General features: G+C 66.7%; 15 protein-coding genes and 1 tRNA gene. 7 read left to right on the top strand and 9 right to left on the bottom strand.

Translation table 11 applies throughout. The features are described 5' to 3' along the window. The first annotated feature begins 8 nt into the window (after nucleotides 1-8). Together phnN and AC07WJ_RS07300 are read left to right on the top strand one after the other, a co-directional pair. Nucleotides 9-617, top strand: a complete 609-nt coding sequence (phnN, locus tag AC07WJ_RS07305; protein ID WP_494934746.1) for a phosphonate metabolism protein/1,5-bisphosphokinase (PRPP-forming) PhnN — start codon at nucleotides 9-11, stop codon at nucleotides 615-617. Between the two features lie 178 nt (nucleotides 618-795). Further along, nucleotides 796-1524, top strand: a complete 729-nt coding sequence (locus tag AC07WJ_RS07300) for an FkbM family methyltransferase (protein WP_494933899.1) — start codon at nucleotides 796-798, stop codon at nucleotides 1522-1524. A 3-nt stretch (nucleotides 1525-1527) separates the two neighbouring features. Here the strand turns inward: AC07WJ_RS07300 and AC07WJ_RS07295 are convergent, their stop codons facing one another. Together AC07WJ_RS07295 and AC07WJ_RS07290 are read right to left on the bottom strand one after the other, a co-directional pair. Continuing rightward, nucleotides 1528-1908 (bottom strand): cupin domain-containing protein, encoded by a 381-nt coding sequence (locus tag AC07WJ_RS07295; protein WP_494934745.1) that lies wholly within the window; start codon nucleotides 1906-1908, stop codon nucleotides 1528-1530. Between the two features lie 64 nt (nucleotides 1909-1972). Further along, entirely contained in the window at nucleotides 1973-2398 is a 426-nt protein-coding gene (locus tag AC07WJ_RS07290; protein WP_494933898.1) for a tautomerase family protein, read from the bottom strand. A gap of 127 nt (nucleotides 2399-2525) precedes the next feature. On the opposite strand from AC07WJ_RS07290, the gene AC07WJ_RS07285 reads away from it, so the two are divergent. Next, the gene (locus AC07WJ_RS07285) at nucleotides 2526-3455 is read left to right on the top strand and encodes a LysR substrate-binding domain-containing protein (protein WP_494933897.1); all 930 of its coding nucleotides are present in this window, start codon (nucleotides 2526-2528) and stop codon (nucleotides 3453-3455) included. Nucleotides 3456-3466: 11 nt separating this feature from the next. On the opposite strand, the gene AC07WJ_RS07280 is transcribed toward AC07WJ_RS07285, so the two are convergent. After that, a complete protein-coding gene (locus AC07WJ_RS07280) occupies nucleotides 3467-4804 on the bottom strand; it encodes an esterase-like activity of phytase family protein (RefSeq protein ID WP_494933896.1) in 1338 nt (445 codons plus the stop codon). Nucleotides 4805-5058: 254 nt separating this feature from the next. Between AC07WJ_RS07280 and AC07WJ_RS07275 the strand changes: the two genes are divergently transcribed. The 3 genes from AC07WJ_RS07275 to AC07WJ_RS07265 all read left to right on the top strand — a co-directional run bounded on the left by AC07WJ_RS07275 (nucleotide 5059) and on the right by AC07WJ_RS07265 (nucleotide 8419). Next, nucleotides 5059-6483 carry a dihydrolipoyl dehydrogenase family protein gene (locus AC07WJ_RS07275; protein WP_494933895.1) on the top strand — a complete coding sequence of 475 codons (1425 nt, stop codon included), beginning with the start codon at nucleotides 5059-5061 and terminating at the stop codon, nucleotides 6481-6483. Nucleotides 6484-6518: 35 nt separating this feature from the next. Then, on the top strand, nucleotides 6519-8048 hold the full coding sequence (locus AC07WJ_RS07270; RefSeq protein WP_494933894.1) for an ATP-binding protein: 1530 nt from the start codon (nucleotides 6519-6521) through the stop codon (nucleotides 8046-8048). A gap of 294 nt (nucleotides 8049-8342) precedes the next feature. Further along, nucleotides 8343-8419: transfer RNA gene (locus AC07WJ_RS07265), tRNA-Arg, on the top strand. A gap of 525 nt (nucleotides 8420-8944) precedes the next feature. On the opposite strand, the gene AC07WJ_RS07260 is transcribed toward AC07WJ_RS07265, so the two are convergent. Beyond that, nucleotides 8945-9952 carry a helix-turn-helix domain-containing protein gene (locus AC07WJ_RS07260; protein ID WP_494933893.1) on the bottom strand — a complete coding sequence of 336 codons (1008 nt, stop codon included), beginning with the start codon at nucleotides 9950-9952 and terminating at the stop codon, nucleotides 8945-8947. 168 nt (nucleotides 9953-10120) lie between these two features. On the opposite strand from AC07WJ_RS07260, the gene AC07WJ_RS07255 reads away from it, so the two are divergent. Then, a complete protein-coding gene (locus AC07WJ_RS07255; RefSeq protein ID WP_494933892.1) occupies nucleotides 10121-14794 on the top strand; it encodes an autotransporter domain-containing protein in 4674 nt (1557 codons plus the stop codon). A 69-nt stretch (nucleotides 14795-14863) separates the two neighbouring features. Here the strand turns inward: AC07WJ_RS07255 and AC07WJ_RS07250 are convergent, their stop codons facing one another. The 5 genes from AC07WJ_RS07250 to AC07WJ_RS07230 all read right to left on the bottom strand — a co-directional run bounded on the left by AC07WJ_RS07250 (nucleotide 14864) and on the right by AC07WJ_RS07230 (nucleotide 21562). Then, on the bottom strand, nucleotides 14864-16237 hold the full coding sequence (locus tag AC07WJ_RS07250) for an FAD-binding oxidoreductase (RefSeq protein WP_494933891.1): 1374 nt from the start codon (nucleotides 16235-16237) through the stop codon (nucleotides 14864-14866). Nucleotides 16238-16314: 77 nt separating this feature from the next. Then, on the bottom strand, nucleotides 16315-17169 hold the full coding sequence (locus AC07WJ_RS07245) for an HpcH/HpaI aldolase/citrate lyase family protein (protein WP_494933890.1): 855 nt from the start codon (nucleotides 17167-17169) through the stop codon (nucleotides 16315-16317). Between the two features lie 33 nt (nucleotides 17170-17202). Further along, nucleotides 17203-18369 (bottom strand): acyl-CoA dehydrogenase family protein, encoded by a 1167-nt coding sequence (locus tag AC07WJ_RS07240; RefSeq protein ID WP_494933889.1) that lies wholly within the window; start codon nucleotides 18367-18369, stop codon nucleotides 17203-17205. A gap of 183 nt (nucleotides 18370-18552) precedes the next feature. Next, nucleotides 18553-19923 carry a CaiB/BaiF CoA transferase family protein gene (locus AC07WJ_RS07235; RefSeq protein ID WP_494933888.1) on the bottom strand — a complete coding sequence of 457 codons (1371 nt, stop codon included), beginning with the start codon at nucleotides 19921-19923 and terminating at the stop codon, nucleotides 18553-18555. Next, nucleotides 19862-21562, bottom strand: coding sequence for a thiamine pyrophosphate-binding protein (locus AC07WJ_RS07230; protein ID WP_494933887.1), 1701 nt, complete (start codon nucleotides 21560-21562; stop codon nucleotides 19862-19864). Before AC07WJ_RS07230 ends, AC07WJ_RS07235 begins: the two co-directional genes overlap by 62 nt. Nucleotides 21563-21574 lie beyond the last annotated feature (12 nt).

Here is a 21574-nt window from a genome sequence, read left to right as displayed (position 1 = left end):
CCATGTCCATGTCCGGCGCGCTTGACCCAACGCCGGCCGACAGGCCCGCCCGGATCGGGCCGGGCCGGCTCGTGCTGGTCGTCGGCCCGAGCGGCGCCGGCAAGGACACCCTGATCGACGCGGCACGCCGGCGGCTTGCCGGCGGCGACGCCGTGCTGTTCCCGAGCCGGGTCGTCACCCGGCCGCCCTCGGCGGCGGAAGCCAATGCCGAGGTCGACGCCGCGACCTTCGCGACGCTCGCCAAGGTCGGCGGCTTTGCCCTGTCCTGGTCGGCGCACGGCCACCACTACGGCATTCCCGTCGCCATCGATCACCTCTTGACCGAGGGCCGCACGGTCGTCTGCAATGTCTCGCGCGGCGTCATCGAGACCGCCCGCCGGCGCTACGAGGCGGTGATCGTCGTCGAGATCACCGCGCCGCCCGAGGTGCTCGCGGCGCGGGTGGCGGCACGCGCCCGTTCCACCGACGGCGACGCCGCGGCCCGGGTCGCCCGTCTCGTCGAGACCAGTGCGCCCGCCGACGTGACCATCCTCAATGACGGCCCGGTCGAGGGCGCGATCCGGCAGTTCCTCGATATCGTCGACATCTCCGGCAAGCCGGCCGGTACCGCACGCTAGAACCGCCGGCAACCGAAGACCACGAACGGCCCCCTGGGGGCATGACCGGCCGCCATGCGGTGCCCACGGCGATCAATCCCGCCACAGCCCCTGGAAAAGCGCGCGACGCGCGGTAGCTTGCTCCATGATGCCGCCGCGTCGAGGCGCCACGGCTCCAGGCCCGCAGGAGGATCCTTCCTTGAATCGTTATGTCGCCCGCATTCCCATGATGGTGCTTTGCCCGGAACCGATGGAATTCGCCATCAAGGACGTGCTCGAAGGTGAATACGAGGCCGACTATGACGGCATCGGGCTCGACATCCTCGATATCGGCGCCAATGTCGGTTCCTTCACGCTCTGGGCCGCGGCCCGCTGGCCGGGCAGCGCGGTGAAGTCTTTCGAACCGCACCCTGGTACATTCGACTATCTGCGGCGCAACACCGAGGGCCGGCGCGACATCACCATCGTCAACGCCGCCCTGTTTCCAGGGCCCGACAAGCGCGCCACCTTCGTCAGCCGTTATGCCGGCGACGGCGAATCCGGCCTTGCCGCCTATTCCGGTGACACTTTCGTCGAAGGCCACATGGCCGAGACCTATGAGGTCGACGTGGTCGATCCGGCGAGCCTGCCCTCGGCCGATGTGGTCAAGATCGACATCGAGGGCGGCGAAGGCGACGTCCTGTCCCATCTCGACCTGTCGAAGACCTCGCTCGTCCTGCTGGAATTCCAGAACCGCAGGAACCGCACGCAGATCCGCGACATCCTGGCGGCCGATTTCGAGACCCTGCACGACGAGGAATGTTCCTGGGACCCGCTGCTCGACTATCGCGGCTACCGGCAGGACCTGAAGGGCGACGCCTATGGCCGGATCTTCGCGGTGCGCAAGAACGTCACCCGGATGACCCGGCGGCCGGCGATCACGCTTTGAGCCCTATCCGCCGGCGACCGGTTCCATCCAGTGCGCGGCGGTGCCGTCCCTGATCCCCTGGATGCTGACATAGGCGAACAGGCTGTCCGGCGAAGCGCCATGCCAATGGCGCTCGCCGGCTGCGAACCAGACGCAGTCGCCGCTCCTCACCTCCTCGACCGGCCCGCCGTCGCGCTGCACGCGGCCGACACCGGTCAGCACATAGAGCACCTGGCCGAGCGGATGGCTGTGCCAATGGGTCGCCGCGCCCGGCTCGAAGGTCGCGCGCACCACGGTCGGTTCGCCGTCGACGGCGCTGGCGATCAGCGTCTCCGCCCAGAACGGCCCGCTGGCGATGGCCGTGGGGCCGCGGGTGATCGCGCTCCCCGCACGGATGATCGTCATGGCTTGCGGCACCCGCGGCTTTTCGTCCACGCCGTCGTCACGGATGAAAGGCAGCTCCGCCCGGTCAGGACCGCTGTGCATGACCGACCTCCGCGCGCGTATCGCTCGCCGCCACCATCTGCGCCTCGCCACCACCGAACGACCACTCGTCGGCATGGGTCGTGGAGATGATCACCATGACATCCGCAGGGCATAGCCCCGGTGCCGCGGCGAGCAAGGCGACCAGGCGCCGATAGAAAGCCTGTTTGACCGCGGTGCTGCGAAGCCGGCCGGCGGTGATCTGGATCAGCACGAAGTCATCCGAGCGCGGACCGCCGAGATAATGCCGGTCGAAGACCAGTTCACCCGGCGCGAGCTGATGGATCACCTGGAAACGGTCGTCTTGCGGCACGTCGAAAGCCTCGACCAGGGCCTGATGAAGACCGCCGGACAGCGCCCGGAGATAGTCCGGCGACTTGCCCTTGAGAAGCGAGATGCGTGCAAACGGCATGGGCCGTCCTCCTGATGCGACAGGCCAGGCGCCTTGGCGCGCTTGACGGAAGCCATCATGGGGCCACAACATGATCCGTAAAATCAGGAAATCATGGATCAATAATCCTGATATTCAGGACAATGACATGCACCGGATCACCTTCGACCTCGACGTTCTCCGCAGCTTCGTCACCGGCGTCGAACTCGGCAGTTTCGCCCGCGCCGCCGACCGGCTGGGCCGATCGACCTCGGCGGTCAGCGCGCAGTTGAAGAAGCTCGAGGATCAGGCGGGAACGCCGGTCTTCCGCCGCGCCGGCCGGGGCCTGGCCCTGACCGATGCCGGCGAAGTCATGCTTGGCTATGCCCGCCGCCTGATCGAACTGAACGACGAGGCCGCCGCGGCCGTCGGCGGTGTCGAGCTCGAAGGGTGGGTCAGGCTCGGCATGCCCGAGGATTTCGGCGAGGTGCTGCTGCCTGATGTGCTCGGCCGTTTCGCCCGCGCCAATCCGAAGGTCAGGATCGAGGCCCGGGTCGGCCGCAATGCCGACATCGTGGACCGGCTGATATCGGGCAAGCTCGATCTGGCGCTGGCCTGGGACGACGGCACGGCGCGGCTGAACAGCCGCCACCTCGGCAACTGGCCGATGCGCTGGATCGGGCCCGCCGCCGGCCCCTGGCCCTATGGCACCGGAGAAGCCGTGCCGCTGGCGACCTTCGAAGCGCCTTGCCTGATGCGCAGCGCGGCGACCAGCGCGCTCGACCATGCCGGCCTGGCCTGGCGGGCAGCTTTCACCAGTCCGAGCCTTGGCGGTCTCTGGGCCGCGGTCTCGGCAGGGCTCGGCTTGAGTGTCAGGACCGAAATCGGCCTGCCGGCGACGCTGCGCGCGCTCGCGCCGGGCGAGGCGGGACTGCCGTCCCTGCCCTCGGTCGGGCTCGCCCTGCATCTGGCCGAAGCCGAGCCCGCGCCGGCCACCGCCCGTCTTGCCACGATCATGCTCGAAGCGCTCGACGAAGCGGCGCCGGCCGCGCCTATGAAAAAGGGGCCCGGCGTGAGCCGAGCCCCTCTGTTGGCCTAAGGGCGGACCGCTCAGCGGGCGCGCAGGAATTCCGGCACGCGCAGCAGCGCCATCTCGTTGTCGTCGGCCCGGTTCGGGTCGCGGCTCGACGAGAACGGCAGGTTGTTGTCATTGCCGACGATGATGTGGTCCGCGTCGACGATCTCGACATTCTCGATGGTGAAGAACGGGAACTGGAAGACGCCGCCGGACAGCGGCACGCGGGCGCGCTTGTCCGGATCCTGGATGCGCAGGAGGTCGATGAAGCCGATCTTGCGGACCGGGCCGCCGGCATTGGCATCGGTCATTTCGATCTTCCAGATCCGCTTGATGCGCGGCAGCGCATGGAAGCAGTTCTCGGCGCGCTGGCCCTGCGGGCAGGCCCGCTCCGGCACGCCTTCATTGTCGTCGCGCACGATGATCATGCCGGTGGTGGCGTCGATCATGTTGAAGTCGCCGATCGACAGGTTGTTCTCGTCGAGCATGAACTTCCAGTGGCGGCCGGTCCAGCGGGCGGCCTGCACATCGAATTCCAGGATGCGCAGATATTGCTTGCCGTCGAGCATTTCGAGCGCATTGGTCTGGGTGTCCCACAGCGCGCCTTCGAGCAGCGGATAGAGGAAGCGGCCGTCCGGCGAGGCGGCCATGCCCTCGAAGCCCTTGGAGCGGCGCACCCGGAAATTGACCGGTCCGCCCGGCACGGCGGGCGTGGTGACGGCCGGATTGTCCGGCGAGCGCACCACCTGGCCGTCGACCAGCGTGTCGAACACGGCCTCGACCTTGCCGGTCATGTCGATGCGGATCAGATAGGGGCCGAACTCGTCGCCGATCCAGATCTTGTCGCCGACGATCTGGAAGCTCTCCAGGTCGAAATCCGAGCCGGTGAGGTAGCGCCGCTCGGTCGCCTCGTTGGCGATGCGGAACGGCACCTTCTTGTCCGGATCCGACAGGAAGATGGTCTGCAGGCGTTCGAACGAGCCCTTCTCCCAGTCGATCCGGTAGCGGTTCAGGTAGAGCATCGAATCGGGCGAATTGGCCTTGGCGCCGAAGCCGTTGTCGGTGATCACCCAGAAGGTGCCGTCGGCCATGCGCTTGATGCCCGAATGGCCCTGGGCCGGCTGGCCGCGGAACGGCACCGACAGGCCGGTCGGCCGGCCGGCGGAAAGCCCCATCACCGAGCCGACGGCGTCGTTGCGCGCGGCGCCGGTAAACTTGCCCGGGGTCTGCAGGTCGGCCGGCGCATCCGACGGCGGCTGGATGAAGGTCGCGGCCGGCAGCATGGCATGACCGGCGAGCGTCGCCGGAAATTCCTGCTGGGCAAAAGCGGGGGATGCCGCGAAGACCGCGGCGGCGAGAACGAGAGCGCGCATCAATGGCTCCAAGGAGATTGAACAGGGGTAATCGAACGCGCGTTCCCTGCGGGATCAGCCTGACAGGCGCGTTACGGTTCCATGACACCTGGATGACCCTCCCCCGGCGCCGCCCGGTTGCGACGCTCGGCCGCAGCGAGACGTAACGGGAGGCCCGGCCGCTCCGAATGAGCTCTCGACAGGGCCGGTGAGCCGGCCGACAAGGAGGTTGCGCCACGCTTCCAGACGCCCCAACGACGCCTCGAGGACGCCCCGTGCCAGAGCCGCTCTCCCCCGATGTCTGCGTCATTGGCGCCGGTTCCGGCGGCCTGACGGTTGCCGCCTTCTGCGCCGCGCTCGGCGCGCCGGTCGTGCTGGTCGAAACGGACGCGACGGCCGGCGGCGGCGCGACCAGCGGCTGCGTGGCGACCAAGGCCTTGATGGCGGCGGCCCGGCGTGCCCATGACATCCGCCAGGCCGCGGGTTTCGGCATCACGGCCGGCGAGCCGCGCATCGATTTCGCCGCGGTCCTGCGTCATGTGCGCGAGGTGGTCGCCACCATCGCGCCGAATGACTCGGCCGCGCGTTTCGGCGCGCTCGGGGTCAAGGTGATCCGGGGGGCGGCGCGTTTCACCGGCCCGCGCGCGGTCGCGGTCGGCGACATCGCGATATCGGCGCGGCGTTTCGTCATCGCCACCGGCACGCGGCCGCTGGTCCCGGATATCCCCGGGCTCGACAGCTTGCCGTTTCTGACCTGCGACACGCTGTTCGACCTCACCGCCTGCCCGCGACATCTCGGCGTGCTCGGCGGCGGCCCGGCCGGCCTTGCACTGGCGCAAGCCTTCCGCCGGCTCGGCGCCGAGGTGACCGTGCTCGAACGCGACCGGCTGCTGCCGGCCGAGGACCCGGAACTGGTCGATGTGGTCAGGCGCCAATTGCAGGACGAGGGCATCGCCCTGGTCGAGGGCGCCGAGGTGATTCGGGTCGAAGGGGAAGCCGGCGCGCTGCGCCTGGTGGCGAGGCAGGGCGACGACGAGGGCGCCGTCGCGGTGTCGCACGTGCTGGTCGCGACCGGCCGCGGCGCCCGCACCGATGGTCTCGGGCTCGAGGCCGCCGGCATTGCCGTCGGCCCCGCGGGCATCACCATCGACAAGCGCCTGCGCACCACCAATCCACGGGTCCATGTCGTGGGCGATGCCGGCGGCGGCCCGCAATCCACCCCTGTCGCCGGCTGGCATGGCCAGATGGTGGCGCAGAACATCCTGTTCCGCCGGCCGGTCCGCACCGACGGCGTCGCCGTGCCGCGCGTCGTCGATACCGATCCGGCCATCGCGCAGGTCGGGCTGACCGAGGCCGAGGCGCGACGGCAGGACCCCAAGGCGCGGACGCTGCGCTGGCCTTTCGCCGAAAACGACCAGGCGGTGGCCACCCGCCGCCGCCGGGGCCATATCAAGCTGATCGTCTCGGCCCGGGGCCGGCTGCTCGGCTGTTCCGTCGTCGGCCCCGAAGCTGGCGAAATCATCGGCTATTACGCGCTGGCGCTGGCCAAGGGCGCGAGCGCCGCCGATATCGCCGCCATCGTTCTGCCCTATCCAGGCTTATCAGAGGTGGGCAAACGCGCGGCGGGTACCTATTTCCAGTCGCGCCTCGGCTCTCCCTGGCTCGGTCGAATGATCCGTCTTCTGCGGCGCTTCGGCTGAGTCTATGATCGCATTGGCTTTTTGGATCCTGATTCATGCCGCGACAGACGTCACAGGACCCGGCAGAGGACGCGGCGGCGAAAGCCCTCGCCGAGCGGCGGCGGGCTGACCTGGACGTCGCGGCACCGATTCCCTCGCGCGGCGTCGGCCTCTCGGGCAAGCTGCTGATTCTGACCGGCATCTTCGTGATGGTGGCGGAAATCCTGATTTTCCTGCCCTCCATCGCCAATTACCGCATGAGCTGGCTGGACGACCGGCTGGCCTCCGCGCGCACCGCCGCCCTGGTGCTGGAGGCGGCCCCCAGCGGCATGGTGCCGGAAGCGCTGGTGCGTGAACTGCTGAACAGCGCCGGCGCCCAGGCCGTGGCTCTGAAGACCGGTCAGGCCCGCCGCCTGCTCGCCGTGTCGGAACAGCCGCCCGAGGTCGACGTCACCGTCGACGTGCGCGAGCGCACCTTGCTCGGCTCGATCGAAAGCGCGTTCGAAACCCTGTTCGCACGCGACGGCCGCACGCTCCGGGTCATGGGCACGGCACCCCGCGCCGGCGATTTCGTCGAGATCGTCATGGACGAAACGCCGCTGCGGCGCGCCATGCTGCGCTTCTCGAAGACCATTCTGCTGCTCTCGCTGTTCATTTCCGGCATTACCGCGGCGCTGGTCTATCTCACCTTGCATCTCATGTTCGTCCGGCCGATGGCGCGCCTGACCAATACGATGATCGCCTTCCGCGAAAACCCGGAGGATCTGAGCCGGGTCATCGTGCCCAGCGGGCGCAAGGACGAGGTCGGTGTCGCCGAATACGAACTGCAGACCATGCAGCAGTCGCTGCACGACATGCTGGCGCAGCGCTCGCGTCTCGCGGCGCTGGGCCTGGCGGTCTCCAAGATCAACCACGACCTGCGCAATCTGCTCGCCTCGGCGCAGCTGTTTTCCGACCGGCTGGCCGATGTGCCCGACCCGACGGTGCAGCGCTTCGCGCCGAAAATGATCCAGGCCCTCGACCGCGCCATCGCCTTTTGCCAGTCGACGCTGTCTTATGGCAGGGCTCATGAGGCCCCTCCTCAGCGCAGCGCCGTCGCCTTGGCCGGGCTTGCCGACGAGGTGCGCGACACCATGGGCCTCGGCCACGAAGCGCGGATCGCCTTCGTCAACGCCGTGCCCGACACCCTGACCATCGATGCCGATCCCGATCACCTGTTCCGGGTGCTGCTCAATATCGGCCGCAATGCCCAGCAGGCGCTCGAGGCGCGCGCGCCGAACGATCCCGTTCGCGACCAGATCCGGGTCATCGGCCGGCGCGAAGGCGCCGTCACCGTCATCGAGATTTCCGACACCGGTCCCGGCATTCCCGAGCGGGCACGCGCCCACCTGTTCGAAGCCTTCCAGGGCTCGACGCGGCCCGGCGGCACCGGCCTCGGCCTTGCCATCGCCTCCGAACTGGTGCGCACCCATGGCGGCACCATCGCGCTCGCCGAGGGCACTTTGGGCGCGACCTTCCGGATCGCCATTCCCGATCGGCCGATCGATCTGGCCGCCGTCCGCAAGACGCAGAAGCGGCGCGCCTGAACGGCCGCCGCCCCGGCGCTCGCCTGGCCAATGGCCGATCGCCGAATCAAGACCACCGGGCGCCGCGACGGCTTCGGTCACCGCACGCCAGGCGGCGATGGATTCGCGCAGGGCAGCAGGTCTTCGGCCGACGCCCGCTCCGGCACCGTGCTCGCCGGGCCTTGGCCAAATCCAGTGTTTTCGCGGCACCCGAGAAATCATCCACAAGGTGCCGGACATGCTCTTGCAATCCTCGGAGAAACAGCTTATTCGACCGCCTCCGTTCGAGGCGCTCGTCGCTTCCGAACGCGGCGCGCGCCCGTAGCTCAGCTGGATAGAGCACCAGACTACGAATCTGGGGGTCAGAGGTTCGAATCCTTTCGGGCGCGCCATTACACCTCAGGATGTGCGAACTCTGTCGCTTGCGATCTGTATCGCAAGTGCTTGGCTCCCAACCTAATGCAGCGTCGGACAGCGCTCAGAAAAGAACAAGACATCAAGTCGGTGTCGCACTTCTCCAGTCGCTAACCTTGCAACTGCGCGTGTTGCCCTCACTGCCTCGCAGTTGCCCGTATCTCCACCGAACATGACGACACGATCCGGCGTTTCGCGCTCTAACATTACAGTTGCGCTTTTGACTTGAGATGAGCTTGTCTTTCGGCCGCTTGATGAACCCGCCGCCAGAGCGACCAGGCGATGACATGTGCGGGTTCGATACGCCGTTGGGCCAGACGGGTTTGCAATGCGGCGGATTTCCTGAACTGGCCAGCGGATCAAGTGCCGGTTTTGCGCCTTGTGGAGGTTCTTATTTTTTTGGGGGCTGCGGCTTGGCTTTGGCATGGTAGCGGATCGCCGCCATCATGGCGAAGGCTGGCAAGACCAGCAAGACATGGCCATGCCGGGACTGAACATCCAAGCTATCGCTTCACTTTGCGAAGATAGGCCTGGAAACCGCGTTCCGCCTCGCCAGACGCAATCGACATGCCCTCATACCGAACCTCGCTCGGCGTCACGCCAAACTGCTCGCGGAAAGCCCGCAAGAACTGATTGCTGCTGGAGAAACCCAACTTGTGGGCAATGCTGGTGATCGAAGCGGTCTTGCCTCGGTGCGAAAGGAGCTGGCGGTAGGCGGCATTCAGCCGCCTGTCGCGGATGACGGCCCGCACCCCGCCGTCCCCGGCGAACATCCGGTAAAGATGGGAGCGCGACACCCGGAACTGCTGCATGAGAAGTGCCAGATCGAGGTCCGGGCGGTGTAGGTTCGCATCGATGAATTGCAGGACACGTTGGCGGAATATGCGGCTCAGCACCGGATCCTCCGGCAGCTCGTCGACCGTCCGGCCGGCAATCACGGAGACGAGCAGCGTCGTGACCGCCTCCTCGATGGCGAGCGCAACCGCGATGCCCATGGATGGCAAGCGGTCCAGACTCAAAATGAGATCGGAAATCAGCTGGGTGACCGGCAGGCCGGCCTTGAGGACGAGGCCGTCCAGGGGCCGGCCGGCCAGCGCCCGATCCAGCGGCGCGCGCGGCAAAACAAGGGGCAGCCCTGAACCAGCAGAAAACTGACTTGTAAAAGCCCGGCCAAGATCCAGAAGGCAGACATCGCCATCTTCGATGGTCATCGTGTGCCCCTGGCAATCCATCTTTCCGTTCACCGCCGTGAAAAGTTCGAGCATGTAGAAATCGCTCATCTCACTCCTCAGGGTCAGGCGCCGGCTTCGGTTAAGGTGCTGGGCACCGAAGGTCGTACGGGAGACGATCAGTCCGGCAATAAAACGTGCGTCGATCGATCCTTCCAGATGGGTGTTGCGCGCACTTTCAAGCGGCTCGGCATCAAAAAACGGGGCAACCATCTCGCGCCAGTAATCGCTGCGCAAATCCGGCTCGACGGAGTTTGTCGATAATAAAAGCCTGTCCTCCATGTCTTCGTTTAAATCTTCCCCAAGCCGCTTTCAACTGCCCGCATCATTGTATGCCGGCTCATCATGAGATGAGCCCTTGCGCCGAAGAAAAAGAGCCCCTGCGCCGATCGCAAGCTGCGCGTTGCCTTTATTTCTGAAGTGGCTGGCTACGGTGCGGGGGCGAGGATCATGAATAACAATCGTGGCGAGAGCCGCATCTCCCTTCTGCTCGGGAGCACGGCGCTGGTTGGGGTTGTGGCCATCTGCCTGAGATCGGAAGCTGCCGCGCAGACCTTCACCGGCAGCCAGACGACGAGTGGCCCATTTGCCAGCGGGACGCAGCTTTTCTACGACACCAGCGCGCTGAACGCCTCGGCCGCCAATGCCGTCAGCGGCGGGAGGCAGTATTTCTACAACACCAGCGTGCTCAGCGCCTCTGCCGCCAATGCCGTCAGCGGCGGGTATCAGTATTTCTACACCAGCAGCACGCTCGACGCCTCGACTGCCGATGCCGTCAGCGGCGGGTCGCAGATTTTCCTCGACACCAGCGCACTGAACGCCTCGTCCGCCAATGCCGTCAGCGGCGGGACGCAGAATTTCTACATCACCAGCACACTCAACGCCTCGGCCGCCAATGCCGTGAGCGGCGGGACGCAGAATTTCAACAACACCAGCGCGCTGAACGCCTCGGCCGCCGATGCCGTCAGCGGCGGGACGCAGTATTTCTACGACGGCAGCACGCTCAACGCCTCCGCCGCCAATGCCGTCAGCGGCGGGTATCAGTATTTCAACAAAACCAGCGCGCTGAACGCCTCTGCCGCCAACGCCGTCAGCGGCGGGACGCAGTACTTCTGGGAGAGCGGTGCACTCAACGCCTCGGCCGCCAACGCCGTCAGCGGTGGGAGGCAGAATTTCAACGCCACCAGCGCACTCAACGCCTCGGCCGCCAATGCCGTCAGCGGCGGGGAGCAGTATTTCTACGATACCAGCGTGCTCAACGCCTCAGCCGCCCATGCCGTCAGCGGCGGGACGCAGGAATTCTGGGGCACCAGCACGCTGAACGCCTCAGCGGCCAACGCCGTCAGCGGCGGAACCCAGGTTTTCAACCAGACCAGCGCGCTGAACGCCTCGGCATCCTACGCCGTCAGCGGCGGGACGCAGAATTTCAACAACGCCAGCGTGCTCAACGCTTCCGCCGCTAGTGCGATCAGCGGCGGGACGCAGATATTCTACAACACCAGCGTGCTCAACGCCTCTGCCGCCAATGCCGTCAGCGGCGGGTTTCAGGGTTTCAACGACACCAGCGCGCTCAACGCCTTGGCCGCCAATGCGGTCAGCGGCGGGACGCAATATTTCTACATCACCAGCACACTCAACGCCTCGGCTGCCAATGCCGTCAGCGGTGGGACGCAGTTTTTCATCGACTCCAGCGTACTCAACGCCTCGGCAGCCAATGCCGTCAGCGGCGGGACGCAGAATTTCTACAGCACCAGCGTGCTCAACGCCTCGGTCGCCAATGCGGTGAGCGGTGGGACGCAGAATTTCGGCGACACCAGCAAGCTCAACGCCTCGGTCGCCAATACGGTGAGCGGTGGGACGCAGAATTTCGGCGACACCAGCAAGCTCAACGCCTCGGCCGCCAATGCCGTCAGCGGCGGGTTGCAGTTTTTCTACGACACCAGTTCGCTGAACGCCTCGGTCGCCAATGCCGTCAGCGGCGGGGAGCAGAATTTCAACAACACCAGCACTCTCAACGCCTCCGCCGCCAATGCCGTCAGCGGCGGGGCGCAGTATTTCTACCACACCAGCACATTGAACGTGCTGGCCGACAATGCGCTCACGAAGGATGTGACGGTCAATTTTGACAATCAATTTGGCGGCGTCGGCGGTACGTTGCGGCTCAACGGTTACAGCACCGTGGTCGGCGCCATCCAGAGTTTGTCGGCCGGTTCGGGTGTGATCGAGAATGGCGGCGCTGCCGGCAGCATCCTGACGATCGACGGCTCGACCGCAGGAAACTCATCCTTCTCCGGCCTGATCCGCGATGGCGGCGCGGGCCGGCTGGGGCTGACGCTGGCCAGCGGCGGACTGACACTTTCGGCGATGAACACCTACACCGGCCCGACGACGATCAATGGCGGCACGCTGGCGATCACGTCGACAGGCGGTATCACCTCCAACGTCACCAACAACGCGAGGTTCGAGAACGCCGGCACGGTTGCCGGCAGCGTGACCAACAATGCGGGGGCGACCTTCACCCAGACCGGCGGCAGCGTCTCGGGCGGCGTGTCCAACGCCGGCACGGTGAACGCCAATGGCGGTGCGCTCAACGGCGCGATCGTCAACAACGCCGGCGGTATTTTCAACGTTACCAGCGTCGTCACCGGCAATAGCACGTTCGGCAACGCCAGCGGCGCAACCCTCGCTGTCGCAGCCACCGGCGACTATACCCTCGCAGGGCCGCTGACCAATAGCGGCCTCGTCACCGTCACTGACGGAGGCGCGCTGACCGCGAATGGCGGCATCACGAATAATGGCACGCTGACCATCCAGAACGGTGGCAAGGTCAGCAGCACGTTCGGAGTTATCAGCCTCAACGGCGGCACGACCGGCACGGTGACGGTCGACGGTTCCGGTACGACCTGGACGAATTCCGGCGACATCATTGTCGGCAACTCCGGCGCCGGCACGATGACGATCCGGAACGGTGGCACGGTCAGCAGCACGTTCGGGTTCATCGGCTCCAACACCGGCTCGACCGGCACGGTGACCGTGGACGGCTTCAGCTCGACCTGGACCAATTCCAGTGCTCTTGCTGTCGGCTATTCCGGCGCCGCCAATCTGACGATCCGGAACGGCGGCAAGGTCAGCAACACGTTCGGAGTTATCGGCGCCACCCCCAGCGCGACCGGCACGGTGACGGTGGATGGCTCGACCTGGACCAATTCCGACATTCTCTATGTCGGCTATTCCGGCACCGGTAAGCTGACCATCCAGAACGGCGGCTCGGTCTCGGCTTCGGGCGTCACCATTGCCGCTAACGCCGGTTCGACCGGCACGCTCAACATCGGCGCCGGGATCGGCGACCCCGCCGCGGCGCCCGGTACGTTGAACACCCCGACCGTCGCTTTCGGGGCGGGCAACGGCCGGATCGTCTTCAACCACACGGCCTCGGACTACATGTTCGCTCCTGTCATGTCCGGCGCGGGTGCGGTGTTGGTCGAAGCCGGCACGACCGTCCTGACCGCGACAAGCGACGCCTTCACCGGCCCCACCATGGTCGATGGCGGCACGCTCGTCGTCAACGGCTCGATCGCGGCAAGCCCCGTGACGGTGAACAACAGCGGCACGCTCGGCGGCAACGGTACCGTCGGCGGGTTGGTCGTCAATGTCGGCGGCACTGTCGCGCCGGGTAACTCGATCGGCACCTTGAATGTCATTGGCACCGTGACCTTCAAGGCGGGCTCGATCTATCAGGTCGAGGTGAATGCGGCTGGTCAATCCGACCGGATCAATGCGACTGGCATAGCGACGATCAACGGAGGAACGGTCCAGGTCTTCAATGCGCCAGGCACCTATAGGCTAGGAACGCGCTACACCATTCTGACGGCGGCCGGCGGCCGGTCGGGGGTCTTCGATGGGCTGACGCAGTCGCTTTCGACGCCGTTCCTTTCGTTCGGCCTGAGCTACGATCCGAACAACGCCTATCTCGACATTTCCCGCAGCACCGTGACCTTCGCCTCGGCTGGCCAGACGCTCAACCAGATCGCGACCGGCGGAGGGTTGGACACAGTGTCACCGTCGAGCCCGTTGGTGAACGCTCTTGTCCCGCTTGATATGCCGACCGCCCGCCATGCGTTCGATCAGCTCTCGGGCGAAATGCACGCCTCCGCGAAGACGGCGCTGATCGAAGACAGCCGCTTCGTGCGCGAGGCGGCGATCGACCGTCTGCGCTCGGCCTTCGATGCCGTCGGCGCGGCCAGGACGCCGGTGATGAGCTACGCATCCGGCGGCCCCGAATATGTGCCAGCCACCACCGACCGCTTCGCGTTCTGGGGCCGCGTCTTCGGCTCCTGGGGCCATACCAACGGTGACGGCAATGCCGCGCGCCTCAACCGCTCAACCGGAGGCTTCTTCGTCGGCGGTGATGCGCTTGCCTTCGACACTTGGCGTCTCGGCCTCCTGGCCGGCTACAGCCGCACCAACTTCAGCGTTCGCGACCGCAGTTCGTCGGGCACCAGCGACAATTATCACCTCGGCCTTTATGGCGGCACTCAGTGGGGCAATCTCGCCTTGCGCACCGGTGCAGCTTATACATGGCACGACATCTCCACCAGCCGCTCGGTTGTTTTCCCCGGCTTCTCCGATAGCCTGAAAGGCAGGTACAATGCCGCAACAGCACAGGCCTTTGGCGAACTGGCCTATGGTATCCATGCCGGGAATGTCGGTTTCGAGCCTTTCGCCAACCTGGCTTATGTGAGCATTCATACGGACAGCCTCCGCGAGACCGGCAAAGCAGCGGCGCTATCCAGCAACGCCAGCTCGACGGGTACGGCCTTCACCACACTGGGTCTGCGTGCCTCGACGACCTTCAATCTTGGCGGCATCGACGCCACGGTCCGTGGCACGTTCGGCTGGCGCCACGCGTTCGGCGACGTGACGCCGCTTTCTACCATGGCTTTCTCGGGTAGCTCCGCGTTCACGATCGCTGGCGTGCCGATCGCGCGTGACGCGGCCGTGGTTGAGGCGGGCCTCGACTTTGCTATCGCGCCCAACGCTACGCTCGGCATCTCCTATAATGGCCAGTTCGGCTCCCGCGTTTCCGACCAAAGTATCCGTGGCACTTTCAATTGGAAGTTCTGACATCAGGTGTCGGGGTCAGGATTGTTGGAAGTCGCGGCGAAAGCCTTCTGCGTTTCCGGCAACAGGACGTCACTCGGCGGCGATCACCTTGCCGGGGTTCAACACTCCCCTCGGATCGAGGCTGCGCTTGATCAACCGCATGAGGTCGAGCTCCGGCCCGGCCCGGTAATGCGCGAGTTCCGCCACGCGATAGCCGCCAATGCCGTGCTCGGCCGAGACCGAGCCGCCATGGGCCGCCACGACATCATGCACCGCGCGGTTCAGCGCCGCACCGTCCACCTCCGGCCCCACCAGCACGTTGAAATGGACGTTACCATCGCCGGCATGGCCGAAGGCATTGAGCCGCGCGCCGGGAGCCGCGGTCTCCAGCCGCGCCGCCGCATCGGCCAGGAAGGCCGGCAGCGCCGGGATCGGCACGGAAACGTCGTGCTTGAGGCTGCGCCCCTCCTTCTGCTCGGCCTCGGTGACACGCTCGCGCAGCGCCCAGAGCCGCTCCGCCTGGGTCTGCGATTCAGCGATCACACCATCCGTCGCGATCTCCTCGTCGAGCGCCCGGGCGAGCGCGGCCTCGACCGCGTGGCGCAGCCCTTCGAGGCTGGCCGAGGCTTCCAGCAGCACGAACCACCCCTCGCCCGCCACCGGCGCCTTCAATCCGAAATGCCTGTCGACGATATGCAGGGAGAAGCCTGAAATCAGCTCGAAGGCGTTGATCGTGTCGCCGAGTTCATCCTGCATCACCTTGAGCAGACGCAGCGCCGCCGCCGGATCGGGCACCGCGAGCAGGCTGGTGACGACATGTCGGGGCTGCGGCAGAAGCCTCAGCACCGCGGCCGTCACGACGCCGAGTGTGCCCTCCGTGCCGATATAGAGCTGTTTCCAGTCATAGCCGGCATTGTCCTTGCGCAACGGCCGCAAGCCGTTGACGATCGTGCCATCCGGCAACACGACCTCGAGCCCGAGAACCAGTTGCCGCGTCATGCCATAACGCAGCACATTGGAGCCGCCGGCATTGGTCGCGATCACGCCGCCGATCTGAGCCGAGCCCTCGGCGGCGAGGCTGACAGGCAGCAGCCGTCCGGCTTCAGCAGCCGCATCCTGGGCCGTCGCAAGGATGCAGCCGGCTTCGACCGTCAGCGTCATCCCGACCGGATCGACATGGCGGATCGCGTTCATCCGCGAGAGCGAGAGCACGACCTGCAGGCCGCTGTCATCCGGTACGGCGCCGGCGGCGAGCCCGGTATTGCCGCCTTGCGGAACGATGGCGATGCCGCGCTGGTGTGCCAAGCGCATCACGGCGGCCACTTCCGCCGTGTCGCGCGGCCGCAGCACGCAGGCCGGGGTGCCCTTCGTCGTGTGGCGCCAGTCGGTCGCGTGGACCGCCATGTCCTCCGCCGATGTCAGCACCGCGCCCTCGCCGAGAAAATCACGGAACGCATCGATCATAGGAGCAAACCCTTGGGAGCAGAGAGCCGGGCCGGATCCAGAACCCTCCGGCCTCACAGGGCGTCTTGACGCCACGGTCAACCATCCGCTTGACGGTCACGCGTATCGTCATGGCGCCGTTCCGTCGCCACAAGAGCATGGCGAGCGCCATGTCGGCTGGAACGCGCGAGAGTGTCACGAGCCCGGACCCGCACCGGCTCGTCGACCATGGCGTTGTCGACCGCGACCGCGCCGTCGCCGCTGGCGAGGACCTTGCGAGCCCAGGCGATTTCGGCTTCGCTGGGCGCGAAGCCCGCATGGATGGCGCCGATCTGGCGCGGATGGATGCAGAGCTTGCCACCGAAGCCGAGAGCGCGGGCGTGGCGCGCATCGTTTGCGATCAGCGTGGCATCGTCGATGATTGTCGTCACGCCGTCGATCGGCGCGGGCAGCCCTGCGAGGCGCGAGGCCAGGACCAGTTCGCCACGCGCCGCCAGCAGCGCCTCTCGGCTATGCGCGCAGCCGAGATCGGCGCAGAAGTCGACGCTGCCGAATGCGATGCGCACGACGTTCCGCGTGCTCGCGATGCGGCGCGCATCGGCGAGGCCGCGTGCGCCCTCGATCAGAGCGATCACCGGGAGCGCGGAAGCCTCACATAGCGCGCCGAATGCAAGGCTCGCCTCCGCCTTGGGCACGATCACGGCCGCGAAACCGTGTCCGGCGAGCGCGGCCATGTCGGCCGCGTGCCAGGGCGTGCCGATGCCGTTGACGCGCACGAGGATCGGTCGGCAGCCGAAGTCGCCGCGCAGGGCGTCGCGGGCGCTGTCCTTGCGCTCGGACGCCACGGCATCCTCGAGATCGATGATGACGGCATCCGCCCCGGACCTGGCCGCCTTGGCGAAGCGCTCCGGCCGGTCCCCGGGCACGAAGAGATGGCTGCACGCGTTATGCATCCAGAAGCCCTGCCTTCAGATGTTCCCGCCCCCTCAGACGGGACTGCGGGCGACCAGTTGCTTGGCGATGATGATGCGTTGCAACTCGTTGGTTCCTTCGCCGATGACCAGCAATGGCGCGTCGCGATACAGCCGCTCGACATCGTATTCCTTCGAATAGCCATAGGCGCCGTGGATCCGCATCGATTCCTGGCTGTTCTCCATGGCCGCTTCGGTGGCGAAATACTTGGCCATGCCGGCCTCCATGTCGCACCGTTCGCCACGGTCGAATGCTTCCGCCGCCTTGTAGGTGAGCAGGCGCGCCGCCTCGGTGCGCGTCGCCATCTCGGCGAGCTTGAGCTGGATGGCCTGATGCTCGCAGATCGGCTTGCCGAAGGTCCGGCGGATCTGCGCATAGGCCACCGCTTGCTTGAGGGCGGCGGCCGATACGCCGACCCCGCGCGCCGCCACGTTGATCCGCCCCAGTTCCAGCCCGCCCAGGATCTGCTGCAGGCCATGGCCCTCCACGCCGCCGATCAGGCGATCGACGGGAACCCGATAGTCTTCGAAGACGAGTTCGCAGGTCTCGATGCCGCGATAGCCGAGCTTGGGCGTCTTGCGCGCGACGGTGAAACCCGGTCCCTTCTCCGCGATCAGCAGGCTCATGCCCTTGTGCCGCGGCGTCGCGTTCGGATCGGTCTTCACCAGCAAGGCGAGAGTATTGCCGTACAGGCTATTGGTGATCCAGCTCTTGGCGCCGTTGACCACGTAAGTGTCGCCCTCGCGGCGCGCCACGGTGCGGATCGCCTGCAGGTCGGTTCCGCAATCGGGCTCGGTCAGGCCGACGCCGCCGCGCAACTCGCCGGTCGCGAAACGCGGCAGGTAGGCGCGCTTCTGCGCTTCCGTACCGAAGCGCTGCACCGCCATGCACATGATGAGATGAGAGTTGACGATGCCGGCGACCGACATCCACACCGCCGACATCCGCTCGATAACCTTGACATAGGTCTTGGCGGAGAGCCCGAGGCCACCATACTCGGCATCGATGGTGCAGCCGAAGAGGCCGAGCGCCTTCATCTTTTCGACCATCTCGGTCGGATATTCATCGCGATCGTCGAGATCGCGCACATAAGGCTTCACCTCCACCTCGAGGAAGCGATCGACGCTGTCGAGGATCAGCGCCTCGTCCTCGTCGGCCTGCGCGCCCATTGCCCTATTCATGTCAAAGCTCCGCCTGTTGTTGCGCGGCGACGGCAACCGATCGGCCGCTGCGCCGTCCTGGTGTTGAATGAGAGACGCGCCTCGCCGAGGAACCGGCAAGCGGCCGTCCGGCGTCGAAGGTCCTGACCGACCGCTGTCTCACGCCGACGACACCCCCGCGTCGCCGCCGAAAACGCAATCAGACTAGTTCCCGCAGACGAGCTCCCGCCCGCGCGCGGCGAGTTCCGCGAGATAGCGCGCATTGCCCGAGCCGAGCGGCGGGCATGCCGCTTTGGGCGGGCGCTCGCCATTGATCTTCAGCGGCGATGCCAGAACCTGCAGATTGGGCTCGGCCGGATGGCGGACCGACGTCACCATTCCCGCTTCCGCCATGAAATGGTTCGAGAAGGCTTCGGGAACGGAATAGATGGGCGCCACCGGGATGCCCCCCGCGAGCACGGAAAGCCACTCCTGCGTCGTGCGCAGCGCCATCGCCGCGTCGAGCTCGACGGTGAGCGCGTCGCGGTTGCCGCGGCGGGCCTCCTGACTGGAGAAGCGCGGATCGGTGACGAGGTCGGCCCGGCCGATGCCCAGCGCGAATGCCTCCCAGAACTTGTCCTTCATGCACATCACGTAGATCCAGCCATCCTTGGTCCGGACCGACTGAACCGGGATGATCGAGGGATGCGCGCTCCGCGGGAGGCGCTGCGGTTCGGCGCCGGCGTTCAGATACCAGGTGGCGAGATAGCAATGCTGATGCGTCGCGACGTCGAACAGGTTGGTGTCCACGTCGCATCCCCGCCGGCTCGCCCGCGCCGCCATCAGGCATCCGAGCAGGCCGACCATGCCGGTAATGCCCGTCATATAGTCGATCATCGACAGGCCGATGCGGCTCGGCGGCCCGTCCGGCTCGCCCGTCACGCTCATCAGGCCGGCTTCCGCCTGGGCCAGGAAGTCATAACCCGGCCAGCCGCGGCGACTGTTGTCGCGGCCATAGGCGGAGATGTGCAGGCAGACGATAGCCGGGTTGATGTCGCGGAGGCTCGCGAAGTCGACCCCGAGTTTCTCCGGCAGGTCGCCGCGCAGGTTGTTGACCACCGCGTCGGCCGTCGCAACCAGGGCATGGAAGGATGCCCGGTCCGCCGGGATCGTCAGGTCGAGCGCGAGACTCTGCTTGCCGAGGTTGAAGGACTGGAAATACTGGCTGTCCTCCGGCCCCAGCAGATGCGGCCCGACGGAGCGGGAGGCATCTCCCCCCGCGGCGGGATTCTCGATCTTGATGACCTCCGCGCCGAGATCGGCGAGCAGCATCGTCCCGTAAGGGGCTGCACCGAAGCTCTCCAGCGTGAGGATACGCACCCCCTCTAGCGGCTTCATCTGGCATTCTCCGTTTTCTGAAGGCAGGCCGGCGCCGGCCCCGCCATATCGTTTCCAAACCGAAGCCACCGGGGGGTGGAGCGTCCGATCCCGCCCGGCATTGCGGCTCCGTCGCCGCGAAAAAATGCCGGCCGGCTCATGACCCCGCGCCGACCGGTTCGAGAACCGAGGCGACGGCGCGGGGCCCCGTGGCGGCAAGCGATGCGCTCTCGCGCGAGGGAAGGACCGTCGCGAGACTGGTCTTCACCTCCACGAGCGTGAGGGCGCGCTGCGCGAAAGCCTCGGCGAGCACGGGGCCGATGTCGGCTTCGGCCGCGATGGAGAACACCCGGCACCCGAAGGCCTCGCCCAGCCGCCCGAAATCCGGATTGTGGAGTTCGGTGGCGGTGCGGCCGCCGGGATAGGCACGGTCGAGATTGACCCGGATGGCGCCGTAGCTGGCGTTGTTGGCCAGGATGATCACCAGCGGCAGCTCTCGCCCCGCCGCGACGGCCAGCTCCATGCCGCCCATCAGCATGCCGCCGTCACCGATCATGCAGATCACCTGCCGGTCCGGATAGCGCAAGCCGGCGGCAACGGCGCCGGGCATGCCCCAGCCCATCGTGCCGGCGATCGGCGTCAGCAGGATCTGGGGCGGAGACCAGGGATAGTAGCGATACATCATCCCGGCGGAGACGCCGGCATCCATCGAGACGATCGCGTCAGGAGCGATGTGCCGGCCAAGTTCCGCGACCACATTGCCGAACACGACGCCATCGGGGGCGGTCTTCGGGATCCAGGTCGTCACCTTGGCGAGATGGCGCTTCAGCTCGCCAGTCCACGCGTCACGGCGCGGCGGCGGCGCGGGCGCTGCCTCGGCGAGCTCCCGCAGGAATGCCTGCGAGCCGCAAGGCAGCGCGATATCGGCGACGAAATTGGTTCCCAGGACCGCTTCGTCCCGGTGGACATGGACGAGCCTCTGCCGCGGCGCCGGCGACGCGGGAAAGGTATAGCCATGTGTGGTCAGGTCGCCGAGCCGTGTTCCGACCGCGAGAATGAGGTCCGCCTCCTCCAGGCAGGCCATCTGCTCGGGCGTATTGAAGAAACCGAGTTCACCCGCGAACAACGGATGGGCGTTGGGGAAGAGATCGTGCCGCCTGAAGCTGCACATCACCGGCAGCGACCAGGCGGTGGCGGCCGCCAGCAGTTCCGCCCGGCCACCGGCATTGGCCAGTTCGCCCCCGGCGATCAGCAGCGGCCGGCTGGCGCTCCTCAGAAGCGCCAGCACCTCGTCCAGCGCTGCACCGTCCGGCCGCGCCGGGAGCCGCCGATGCGGCCGGGGAACCGGCACGTCGACCGGCTCCGCGAGCACGTCCTCGGGCAGGGATATGACGACCGGCCCCGGCGTGCCCGACATCGCGACATGGATCGCCCGCGACACGACATCGGCCACGCGCGCCGGCTCGGACAGCTCGGCCGTCCACTTCACCGTGCCGGAGAAGAACTTGCCGTAGTCGACTTCCTGGAAGGCGTCCCGGCGCAGATGCTCCTTCGCCACCTGCCCGACGAACAGGATGAACGGCACCGTGTCCTGATGCGCCGCGTGCACGCCGATCGCCGCATTGGCGGCGCCCGGGCCGCGGCTCACCATGCACACGCCGGGACGACCGGTGAGCTTGGCGTCGGCAACCGCCATCATGCCGGCCCCGCCTTCGTGACGGCAGGTGACGACATCGATGCCGTTGCTCTTCTCGAGCGCATCGAGGAGGCCGAGATAGCTTTCGCCGGATACGCTGAAGACCCGGTCGACGCCCGCGTCCCGCAACATCTCGACTATGACCGTGGCAACTGTTCGCATGGGAGGCTCTGT

The sequence above is a fragment of the Phreatobacter sp. GW821-FHT04C01 genome, from assembly GCF_059420385.1.
Note: the sequence above shows the minus strand (reverse complement) of the source record. Positions and strands in the feature narration are given on the sequence as shown.

Bases quoted from the DNA above. Each gene is read 5' to 3' on its own strand.
- phnN (WP_494934746.1), top strand. From the start codon at position 9: ATGTCCGGCGCGCTTGACCCAACGCCGGCCGACAGGCCCGCCCGGATC.
- AC07WJ_RS07295 (WP_494934745.1), bottom strand. From the start codon at position 1,908: ATGACGATCATCCGTGCGGGGAGCGCGATCACCCGCGGCCCCACGGCC.
- AC07WJ_RS07290 (WP_494933898.1), bottom strand. From the start codon at position 2,398: ATGCCGTTTGCACGCATCTCGCTTCTCAAGGGCAAGTCGCCGGACTAT.
- AC07WJ_RS07285 (WP_494933897.1), top strand. From the start codon at position 2,526: ATGCACCGGATCACCTTCGACCTCGACGTTCTCCGCAGCTTCGTCACC.
- AC07WJ_RS07280 (WP_494933896.1), bottom strand. From the start codon at position 4,804: ATGCGCGCTCTCGTTCTCGCCGCCGCGGTCTTCGCGGCATCCCCCGCT.
- AC07WJ_RS07270 (WP_494933894.1), top strand. From the start codon at position 6,519: ATGCCGCGACAGACGTCACAGGACCCGGCAGAGGACGCGGCGGCGAAA.
- AC07WJ_RS07260 (WP_494933893.1), bottom strand. From the start codon at position 9,952: ATGGAGGACAGGCTTTTATTATCGACAAACTCCGTCGAGCCGGATTTG.
- AC07WJ_RS07255 (WP_494933892.1), top strand. From the start codon at position 10,121: ATGAATAACAATCGTGGCGAGAGCCGCATCTCCCTTCTGCTCGGGAGC.
- AC07WJ_RS07250 (WP_494933891.1), bottom strand. From the start codon at position 16,237: ATGATCGATGCGTTCCGTGATTTTCTCGGCGAGGGCGCGGTGCTGACA.
- AC07WJ_RS07245 (WP_494933890.1), bottom strand. From the start codon at position 17,169: ATGCATAACGCGTGCAGCCATCTCTTCGTGCCCGGGGACCGGCCGGAG.
- AC07WJ_RS07240 (WP_494933889.1), bottom strand. From the start codon at position 18,369: ATGAATAGGGCAATGGGCGCGCAGGCCGACGAGGACGAGGCGCTGATC.
- AC07WJ_RS07230 (WP_494933887.1), bottom strand. From the start codon at position 21,562: ATGCGAACAGTTGCCACGGTCATAGTCGAGATGTTGCGGGACGCGGGC.